General features: G+C 69.7%; 7 protein-coding genes. 3 read left to right on the forward strand and 4 right to left on the reverse strand.

The window, feature by feature from the left end:
- Positions 1 to 215: 215 nt before the first annotated feature.
- From ACWGI6_RS05745 to ACWGI6_RS05755, 3 genes are all read right to left on the reverse strand, one after another.
- Positions 216 to 2,060, reverse strand: a complete 1,845-nt coding sequence (locus tag ACWGI6_RS05745) for a phospholipase C (protein ID WP_453266300.1) — start codon at positions 2,058 to 2,060, stop codon at positions 216 to 218.
- A 172-nt stretch (positions 2,061 to 2,232) separates the two neighbouring features.
- The gene (gene efeB, locus ACWGI6_RS05750) at positions 2,233 to 3,483 is read right to left on the reverse strand and encodes an iron uptake transporter deferrochelatase/peroxidase subunit (protein ID WP_453266317.1); all 1,251 of its coding nucleotides are present in this window, start codon (positions 3,481 to 3,483) and stop codon (positions 2,233 to 2,235) included.
- Positions 3,484 to 3,485: 2 nt separating this feature from the next.
- Positions 3,486 to 4,661 carry an EfeM/EfeO family lipoprotein gene (locus tag ACWGI6_RS05755; protein WP_453266301.1) on the reverse strand — a complete coding sequence of 392 codons (1,176 nt, stop codon included), beginning with the start codon at positions 4,659 to 4,661 and terminating at the stop codon, positions 3,486 to 3,488.
- A gap of 454 nt (positions 4,662 to 5,115) precedes the next feature.
- Here ACWGI6_RS05755 and ACWGI6_RS05760 point away from each other — a divergent pair, with 454 nt between their 5' ends.
- Positions 5,116 to 5,991 (forward strand): helix-turn-helix transcriptional regulator, encoded by an 876-nt coding sequence (locus ACWGI6_RS05760; RefSeq protein ID WP_453266302.1) that lies wholly within the window; start codon positions 5,116 to 5,118, stop codon positions 5,989 to 5,991.
- A 99-nt stretch (positions 5,992 to 6,090) separates the two neighbouring features.
- Here the strand turns inward: ACWGI6_RS05760 and ACWGI6_RS05765 are convergent, their stop codons facing one another.
- Positions 6,091 to 6,696, reverse strand: coding sequence for a helix-turn-helix domain-containing protein (locus ACWGI6_RS05765; RefSeq protein ID WP_453266303.1), 606 nt, complete (start codon positions 6,694 to 6,696; stop codon positions 6,091 to 6,093).
- Between the two features lie 382 nt (positions 6,697 to 7,078).
- On the opposite strand from ACWGI6_RS05765, the gene ACWGI6_RS05770 reads away from it, so the two are divergent.
- Together ACWGI6_RS05770 and ACWGI6_RS05775 are read left to right on the forward strand one after the other, a co-directional pair.
- On the forward strand, positions 7,079 to 8,287 hold the full coding sequence (locus tag ACWGI6_RS05770; RefSeq protein WP_453266304.1) for a cytochrome P450: 1,209 nt from the start codon (positions 7,079 to 7,081) through the stop codon (positions 8,285 to 8,287).
- A gap of 279 nt (positions 8,288 to 8,566) precedes the next feature.
- A complete protein-coding gene (locus tag ACWGI6_RS05775) occupies positions 8,567 to 9,631 on the forward strand; it encodes a type III polyketide synthase (protein ID WP_453266305.1) in 1,065 nt (354 codons plus the stop codon).
- Positions 9,632 to 9,662: the final 31 nt, after the last annotated feature.

A 9,662-nucleotide genomic window follows, 5' to 3' on the forward strand; every position in this document is an offset into this window, starting at 1 on the left:
CACTCCGGTCACGGAACGCGGTTGCGCCGCCTCTCTCCGTACGGAGGAGGGTCTCTGACGTGCCCCGGCAGCCCGCGGAACGGCACTGCCCGGCGGATCACCGCTGTCGGTGATCCGCCGGGCAGCCGGTCGGTGCCTCGTGTCGACGGGCCCTCGTGCTGACGGCCCTCGTTGCCGCGGACGGCCTCGTTGCCGAGGGTTCTCGTCCTTACGGGTCAGACGGTCCGGTGCTCCTTGCGGCGGCGCAGCACCAGGAAGGTGCCGGTGACGCCTGCCGCCACCACGGCCGCGCCGATACCCACCGGGAGTACGGGGAAGCCGGACGGTTCACCGACCGAGGCCAGGTTCTGCAGTGAGGCGCCCGGGTCGATGGTCGTGGCGACCGGTGCGACATGCCGGACCGGGCCGACCGACTTGACCGAGCCGTCCGCGTTGAGCAGTACCTGCTTGTTGTTGGGGTGCCGGAAGTCGAACATCCCGTCCAGCGAGCCGGCCCGGGTGTCGAAGGACGCATCGCCGATCCGGCCGGTGTGCCAGTTGTGCTCGATGAACTTGATGACCGAGGTCTGCTCGGTCCGGGTGTGGTCGATCTTGTTGACCTTGCTGTACGGGGAGATGACCAGCAGCGGCTGCCGGGTGCCGGGACCACAGCGGTCCGCATAGCCGCCGGCCGCGGCGGGGCCCGCCTGGCAGGCCGGGCTGTCGGTGGCCTTGTCGTTGGAGCCGGTCGAGGTGTCCTTGGAGCCGTTGCGCGGCTTGACGAAGGTGTGGTCGTACCAGCCGTCGGAGTCGTCATAGGCGACGACGATGGCGGTGTCCTTCCACTGCGGCGACTGCTGGATGCGGTTGATCCGGTCGACGAGGAAGTGCTGTTCGTCGATCGGGTCGGAGTAGCCGGCGTGGGCGTCCTGGTACTCGGGGGCCTTGAGGAAGCTGACGGCCGGCAGCTTGCCCGCCTTGAGCACGGCGTCGAAGTCGCTCAGGTCGTAGTTGTGGTTGGCCCGTCCGGCGTGGCCGACCTCGTTGACGCTCTTCGGCGGCAGGTGGTGCGGGTTGGAGGTCGACTTGTAGTACTGGAACGGCGAGTGGTGCGGGCTGTAGTCGACGGCCGCCGCTCCCCCGACGTTGGTGTGCGTGGTCCCGCTGCACTTGGCGTAGTGGTCCGGCCGGCCGTCCCACCCGGTGCTGGGCCGGAAGCCGCCCTGGAACCAACCCCAGCTGACGTGCCCGGAGTTGAGGACGTCGCCGATATTGCGCCCCTTCATGACGGCGAGCGCGTTCTTGCTGGTGTGGTCCTTGTTGGAGCAGTCGTCGTACGCCGGGTCCGGGTCGTTGACGATCGTGCCGACGCCCTGTGCGTCGGGTGACTGCACGGCGTGCGGGTCGGGGGTGTCGGTCTGCCGGGGGTTCTCGGTGCCGGAGGCGGGGTCCATGGAGACGACGCCGTGGGTCTGGCCGGAGACCAGGTTGAGGGCGCCCGGCGTGGAGGGGCCGTAGGTCGAGCTGAAGGAGCGGTCGTTCAGGGAGTAGTGCTGGGCGTAATTCCACATGCCGGTGACGGTGTTGCCGTCGTAGTAGTCCATCACCAGGCCGGGCTCGCCGAAGAGGCCGCCGGAGCACTTTCCGGAGTCGGTGTTCTGGACGAACCGGTCCGCCTTGCCGCCGTTGTACGCGTACTGCTCGGGCCCGTAGTCGTGGTTCTGGTCGCAGGTCATGGCCTGCTGTGAGGTGAGCCGCTTGGGCGCGTACTGGTTGGGGTTGTGCTTCAGCAGCCCTGCGGTGCGCAGGTTGTCGATGTCCCGGGGCGTCCGCGGGGAGGCGGTGAACTTGGTGCCGTCGGTGTTGGCGGCCTTCGGGTAGGTCGCGAAATAGTGGTCGAACGAGATGTTCTCGTCGAAGAGAACGACCACGTGCTTGACGGGGGTGGCCGTACGGGAGGAATCGGGGTGGTGTGGCCCGGCGGCCCAGGAGGGCGCGCCCACTCCCAGGACCGCGAGGGCCGCGGCACCCGTGAGGGCCCCCAGGCTCCGTGCTGCTGCTCGTCTTCCCCTACTGGCCATACTGGTTCACCCTCCGGGCAGGGACGCGATCGTGCTGTACGGGCGGGATGCTCTGCCGGGCGGACGGCTGCGCGGCAGAGCCATGATGGCGCGGGAGTGAACAGTGAGTCAGGTATGCCAGGCCAAAGCTTGACCGGGTATTGACCCTTCGAGTCCACGGCGCGTCCGCCGATCAGGCCAGCAGAGCCCGGCCGTACCAGTCCGTCTCCTCGCGCACGCCCGGCAACGCGAAGAAGTAGCCGCCCCCGAAGGGCGTGATGTAGTCCGTCAACGGCTCGCCGGCCAGCCTTCGTTGCACGGTCTCGAACTGGCGGGCAAGGTCGCGCTGGTAGCAGCAGAACAGCAGGCCCATGTCGAGGTTGCCGTTGCTGTCCACGCCTCTGTCGTAGTTGTAGGCCCGGCGCAGGATCCGCTGACCGGTGGTGGACGGGGTGCGTGGATTGGCCAGCCGGATGTGGCTGTCCAGGGGGATCACCTCGCCCTTGGGGTCGCCGGGATAGTCGGGGGTGTCCTTCTCGTGGTCGCCGTCCAGGGGTGCCCCGGTCTCCCGGGCGCGGCCGAACATGCGCTCCTGTTCGGTCAGCGACACCCGGTCCCAGAACTCCACCAGCATGCGGATCAGACGCACCACTTGGTAGCTGCCGCCGACCGCCCAGTCCGGCTCACCGGCCCGCGCCCCGACCCACACCAGCCGGTCCATCTCACGGGCGGCCCGGGCGTCGGGGTTGGCCGTACCGTCCTTGAAGCCCATGAGGTTGCGCGGCGTCCCGGACGGCCGGGGCGGGCTGGTGAAGCCGTCCAGCCGCCAGCGCACCTGCATACCGCCCCGGGTGTGCCGCGCGATGTCACGCAGGGCATGCAGCACGGTGTCCGTGTCGTCCGCGCACAGTTGGAGGCTCAGATCGCCGTGGCACCAGTCGGACTGCAGATCGTCGTCGGGGAACGAAGGCATGGTGGTCAGCCGGCGCGGCGCGCGGCCGTGCAGCCCGAACCGGTCGTCGAACAGCGCCGCTCCCACGGCGAGCGTCACCGACAGCCCGCCCGCGGGGACCTGCGGTCCCAGGAGGCCCGAGTCGGTCGGCGGACCGGTGATACCGACCGACGCCGGTACCCCGCCGCCGGTCAGGAACCGGGCTCGGGCGGTGATGGTACGCATCAGCTCGGCCAGTTCCCGGCGGTTCTCTGCGGTCACGTCGAACGCGGTGTATGCGGTGACCCGGCGGGGCGGGGCGAGCACCGACGCCTGGTGCGGGCCGTGGAAGGGGACCCGTGGCGCGGCGCCTGCCAACGGCCCCGGGTCGGTCATCAGGGCGGGTTCGCCGGCCGGGGGCGGGCCGTCGGCAGGCGCGGCACCGCCGGCCGCGAGTCCGGCCCCGGCGAGCGCCGCTCCCCGGAGGAATCCCCGTCGGCCGACACCGTTCATGTTCATACCGTTCTCCGCGCATCGCACAAGGTCGCCACCGACGCCAGCCGTTCCACCAGGTCTCCGAGCAGCGCGTCGGTCCGCTCCCGCCGGCCACGGTCCAGATGGCTCAGCGCCGTCCACCGTCCGTCCCTCCGGAAGCCGTCGAGCAGGTGCTGCGCCCGGCTCAACTCGCTGTCCACGTACGGCAGGCCGGGGTACCGGGTGACCAGCAGGGGGCGCAGCCGGGTGAGGACGGCCCGGGTTCCGTCGAGGTTGGCGCGGGCGGTGGCGAGGTTGCTGCCGCTGCCGTAGTCGGTCCGTCCGGTCAGCTCGGTCTGCAGCGTGTTCTCCAGGATCTCGTGGGCCCGCAGGCCGAGGTCCGCCGGTTCCATCCGCGCCTGCGCCCAGTCGTCCCGCAGCTTGCGTACGGCGCCGTCGAGCGCGGCGGCCGGGGCACGCAGGGTGTCGGCGGACTGCCCGTGCCACAGCCCGTATTCGACGCGGTGGAAGCCGGTGAACGCCGGATCCCGGTCGCCGTCCGGCAGGCCGGCGCTCGTGCCGTTGATCTGCTGGTCCGCGTCACCGAAGGCCCCGTAGGCCGCACCCAGTCGTTCGTAGGCCAGGTGCGCGGGCAGCCAGGCGTCCCGGGCCCCGGCCAGGTCCCCGCGCGCAAGGGCGGCCCGCAGGGTCCCGGTCCGGCCGACGAGACCGTCCAGGCCGCGCGCGACCCACTTCTGGTAGTCCAGCGCCGGAGGGATCAGGTCGTGCTCGGTGACCGGGGCCGCCGACGGGCCGGCGTGACCGCCACCGCCGATGCGGACCGTGGGCCCCGTGACCGCGTCGGCATCGTCGGGCAGACACATGAAGGCGTACGAGCCCTGGCCCAGCCGTACCCGCAGATGCCGCGTGGTTCCGGGACCGATGCCCTCCACCTCGCCGTAAACCGCGCCGCTCCGCGGGGACTTGAGATACACCTCGGCCGCGGCGTCGGAGGTGTTGTGCAGATCGAAGACCTGGGTGCCGGGGCGGGGGTGGCCCCATCCCCGGCCGCAGCTGCTCGGCGACACCTCGACGGTGGAGTGCCGCAGCCCGTCCGCCGCGACCGGCGCCCGCCGCGCACCGTCCTCCGGGCCACCGGTCAGTGTCAGCGTCGCCAGCAGGCCGCCGACGAGGAGAACGCTCCCGACGCCCCGCACGTGAGGGGACCGCAGCTTCGGGAGGCCGGATCGTGGCACTCCGAGCCTCCCGGGGGTCGTTCACACCACGCGACCAGGTACGTGGCGCAGGATCAGGAAAGGTGACGTGGCCCGGCGCATCCGCCATGGCCGACGGCAACGCTGCACATGCTAGACAGCGCGGCGCGCCCGAACACGCTTTCTCCGGAAGAGATGCCAAGAGTTTCCTCGTGGTTCACCGGCCGTCGCCATTCCTCGGAGTGCCCCGTGGTCGGTCCGCTCCCCGGGCAGTTGACCACCGGGGATCTCCGTCGGTCCGTGTTCCGGCTGTCCGGTGCGGGCGGGGCGTACGGCGATCTCGTGCACATCGGCCTCCGGGGGCCGGGCGACGGCGGAGCGCGCCACGACCGGAGCGGCGCTTCCTGGGTGTCGCACACCCAGGCACCCCGGACGGCACCCGGCCTACCCTGGGCGGATGACGAGCAACGAGCTCGGGGGCTTCCTGCGAGCACACCGGTCACAGGTCCTTCCCGAGGATGTCGGCATGCCCAGCCACGGGCGTCGCAGAGTCGCCGGGCTGCGGCGCGAGGAGGTCGCCGTCCTGGCCGGCATGAACGCCGACTACTACGCGCGGCTGGAACAAGGCCGCGAACGCCATCCGTCACCCCAAGTGCTCGACGCCCTCAGCCGTGCCCTGCGACTGGACGACGACGGTCGTACACATCTGCACCGGCTGGCCGGGGTCGCCCCCGACCCTCTGCCGGCGGCCCGCGGGCGGGAGGCCGTCGACCCCGCCTTGCGGCAGCTGATCGACACTTACGCGCACACTCCGGCGTTCCTCCTCGACCCGGCCCTGGACATCCTGGCCGCCAACGCCCTGGCCAAGGCGCTGTTCTCGCCCTTCGAGCGCGCGGACAACCTGGCCCGCATGGTGTTCCTCGACCCGGCGGGCCGGCAGTTCTATCCCCGCTGGAACCGGACCGCCGAGGTCACGGTGGCGAATCTGCGGCAGGCCGTCGGCTCCGACCCACACGCTCCGCGGCCGGCCGAGCTGATACGGACCCTGTCCGCGGCGAGCGCGGCTTTCACCGAGCTCTGGCACTCCCACACCGTGCGCGGAAAGACCCATGACGCCAAGGAGTTCATCCACCCGGAGGTCGGCGGTCTCTCCCTCACCTACCAGGCCTTCGACGTACGCGGCGCCCCCGGCCTGCAACTGGTGATCTACCAGGCGGAACCGGGCAGCCCCAGCGCCGAGGCGCTCTCCCTGCTCGGCACGCTCAGCGCCACCGGGCGGCAGATCACCCCCGCTCGGGGAGGGGACGCCCCGAGCGGGAGCAGCCGCAGATAGTCACCCGGACCGGCCGGGAGCACTTCCGTATCGCGCCGGCCGGTACCCGGGCGTACGCCTGGCCGACACCCTTGCCGGGCAACGGAGAGCTGCGGAGCCTCAGACATGGCCAGGGACCGGTGCCGGTGGGGCGGCGCGGACGTGCATCCGCTCGCCCTGCGCACCGAAGAGGCTGAGGAACTCGACGGGGTGCGGCCCGGCGTTGGCGAAGCCGTGCGGGATGTGGGTGTCGAATTCGGCGGCCTCCCCGGAGGTGAGGACGAGGTCGTGCTCACCGAGGGCGAGCCACAGCCGGCCGGATAGGACGTAGAGCCACTCATAGCCCTCGTGTGTGCGCTGCTCAGGCCGTGTACCAGTCACCTTCTTGGCGGGGAGGATCTGCTTGTAGGCGTGCAGACCGCCGAGATGGCGGGTCAGCGGCACAAAAGTCTGCCCGTCGCGGGTGAAGGGGCGCGGATGGATACGGGGGTCGCCGGTGGCCGGTGCCCCGACCAGCTCGTCCAGCTGCACTCCGTGGGCCTTGGCCAGCGGAAGCAGAAGTTCGAGGGTCGGTTTGCGCCGGCCGGACTCCAGACGCGAGAGGGTGCTGAGCGAGATGCCGGTGACCTCGCTCAGCTGCGCCAGGGTGGCTCCACGCGCTCGCCGCAGCGCCCGCAGCCGTGGGCCGACCGCATTCAGCACGCCGGGAATGTCGTTGTCCGCCATGGCTCCATTTGCCGTCCCGGCAACAACTTTTGTCAACCCGGCCGCGGGCGGGCGTCCGCCGGCTTCGCCCTGACCTCGACCGGCTCCACGCGACGATGCACGCAGGACCGCACCGGGCAACCGGTGGCGAGGTCACCCGATTGGCGCACCACACCGACCACCCACCACTATCCGTCAGTCACTGTGGAACGGCAGGGCAATGACCTCCGCCGGCCCACTGCCGGACCAGGCAGTAAAAGTGGCCCCCACAATTCCGCGTCGGCGATAACCGGGATGGCATGGCGCCTTTCCCGGCTGACGGCCCGGTACGACCGCAGGCGTGCACCATTCATTCTTCGCAGGCGGTGAATACGCTCGTCACTTCTCACATCGGGAGCTCACTATGGAACCCGGATCTCACGTCTGGAACTGCCCATTCGACTATGCGGAGGGGCTGGAATTCGATCCGACGCTCAAGCGCCTGCTGAATGAAGAACCGGTCGCCCGTATCCGGCTGCCCCACGGAGAAGGCGAGGCATGGCTCGTCACCCGGTACGACGACGTACGCACGGTGACGACCGACCGGCGCTTCAGCCGCAGCGCCATCATCGGCCGGGACTTCCCCCGTATGACGCCCGAGCCGATCGTGCAGGACGAGGCGATCAACGTGATGGACCCGCCCGCCAGCAGCCGCTTGCGGAGCCTGGTCTCCAAGGCGTTCGCCCCGCGTCACGTGGAACGCATGCGGGCCCGCACCCAGCATGTCGTGGACGCACTGCTGGACCGGATGGCCGAGCACGGGTCTCCCGCCGACCTGATGGAGAGCCTGGCGTCCCCGCTGCCCCTGACGACGATCTGCGAGGTCCTCGACATCCCCGAGCGCGACCAGGCGCAGCTGCGCGCGCACGCCCGGACGATGATGAACGTCACCGTCGAAAACCGGGAGAGCGCCGTCCGGGCCAAGGCCGACATGCGGGCCTACTTCACGACGCTGACGGCGAAGCGGCGCCAGCACCCGGGAGACGACCTGATCAGCGCCCTGGCCACCGCTCGTGACGGGGATGAGATCCTCAACGACCAGGAACTCACCGTCATGGCCATGGTCCTGCTCATCACCGGCCAGGACACCACCACCTACGAGATCGGCAACCTCGCCTACACGCTGCTCACTCGGCCCAAGGAGCTCGCGATGCTGCGCTCCCGCCCCGAGATGCTCCCGCAGGCGATCGAGGAAATGCTGCGGTTCATCCCGTTCCGCAAGGGCGTCGGTATCCCCCGCGTCGCCACCGAGGACGTGGAGCTGAGCGGGGTGACGATCCGGGCCGGCGACATCGTGCACGTCTCCTATCTGACGGCCAACCGGGACAGCGAGAAGTTCGACCGGGCCGACGAGCTGGACCTGGAACGCGAGGGCCGTACCTCGCACATGACCTTCGGCTGGGGCGGACACCACTGTCTGGGTGCCCCGCTCGCCTCCACGGAGCTGGAAGTCGCCCTCGGAGCCCTCCTGGACCGCTTCCCGGAGCTGAGGCTGGCAAAGCCGGCCGAGGAGGTCCGCTGGAACACCACCTCGATCTGGCGCTATCCGCTGGAGTTGCCGGTCGCTTGGTAATGGTGGGTCACGGCAGCGAAATGCAGATCCCACTCGCCTGGCGTACGGTTACTATTCGGAAAGATCAATCCACCAGCACGGGGAGAGTTCATTCTTCGACGGCTGGCCCACTCATTTCCCTTCCAGGGTCGTCAACTTCGGGCCGCCGGGTCCGCCCATGGTTCCCTTGCCCCCTCCGAACGGGCGAGTTACCACGGTGGATACCTCCGGCCGAAAAGCGACTCGAATTCAGTGAAAGGAATTCCTGAGGGGGGCCACAGTCTGCAAGGAGTGCATCCCATGGCGGTTCTGTGCAAACCAGCAATCGCGGTCCCTGAATACGTCATCACCCAAGACGACACCCTCGAACTCGCGCAACGGCTGCACAAGGATCATTCGCAGCTGAGACTGATTCTGCGGCTGATAGAGAACACCGGTGTGCTCAAGCGGCATCTGATCCAGCCGATCGACAAGGTGCTCAAGCATCCAGGACTCGACGCCCGCAGCGCGGTCTACGAAGAGGAGTCCAAGGCCCGCGTCCCCGCCGTGGTCCGCAAGGCTCTCGACCAGGCCGAGGTGGAGCCGCAGCAGATCGACCTCATCGTCTACGTCTCCTGCACCGGCTTCATGATGCCGGCCCTGACCGCCTGGCTCATCAACACCCTGGGCTTCCGGTCGGAGACACGGCAGATGCCGATAGCCCAACTCGGCTGCGCCGCGGGGGGCGCCGCGATCAACCGGGCACATGACTTCTGTAGGGCGTACCCCGACGCCAACGTGCTCATCGTCGCGTGCGAGTTCTGCTCGCTGTGCTACCAGCCCACGGACCTGGGGGTGGGATCGCTGCTGTCGAACGGTCTCTTCGGTGACGCGGTCGCCGCCGCCGTGGTCCGCGGAAACGGTGGCACCGGCGTCCAGTTGGAGCGCAACAGCTCGTACCTGATCCCGAACACCGAGGACTGGATCTCCTACGCGGTACGGTCCACCGGTTTCCACTTCCAGCTGGACAAGCGCGTACCCGGCACCATGGAGCCGCTGGCCCCCGCTCTGCGCGCCGTCGCGGAGCAGCACCAATGGGACGCGGGCAAACTGGACTTCTACATCGTCCACGCGGGCGGTCCGCGCATCCTGGACGACCTGTGCCGCTTCCTCGACGTGCCCCCCGAGGCGTTCCGCTTCAGCCGGGCGACGCTGACCGAGTACGGCAACATCGCCAGCGGCGTGGTGCTCGACGCCCTGGGGCGCATGTTCGACGAAGCGTCGGCCCTCGACGGCCATCGTGGTCTGCTGGCCGGCTTCGGCCCCGGCATCACCGCCGAGATGGCACTGGGCACCTGGACCTCAACTCCTGTGACAGCGGCATGACCCGGCCCGCTCGATGCGCCCGGTGCTGAGC

This window comes from Streptomyces sp. NPDC054786 (genome assembly GCF_053611685.1).

What these genes read in the sequence shown, in the direction of transcription:
- ACWGI6_RS05765 (WP_453266303.1), bottom strand. Translation starts at nt 6,696, where the DNA reads ATGGCGGACAACGACATTCCCGGCGTGCTGAATGCGGTCGGCCCACGG.
- efeB (WP_453266317.1), bottom strand. Translation starts at nt 3,483, where the DNA reads ATGAACGGTGTCGGCCGACGGGGATTCCTCCGGGGAGCGGCGCTCGCC.
- ACWGI6_RS05760 (WP_453266302.1), top strand. Translation starts at nt 5,116, where the DNA reads ATGACGAGCAACGAGCTCGGGGGCTTCCTGCGAGCACACCGGTCACAG.
- ACWGI6_RS05775 (WP_453266305.1), top strand. Translation starts at nt 8,567, where the DNA reads ATGGCGGTTCTGTGCAAACCAGCAATCGCGGTCCCTGAATACGTCATC.
- ACWGI6_RS05745 (WP_453266300.1), bottom strand. Translation starts at nt 2,060, where the DNA reads ATGGCCAGTAGGGGAAGACGAGCAGCAGCACGGAGCCTGGGGGCCCTC.
- ACWGI6_RS05770 (WP_453266304.1), top strand. Translation starts at nt 7,079, where the DNA reads ATGGAACCCGGATCTCACGTCTGGAACTGCCCATTCGACTATGCGGAG.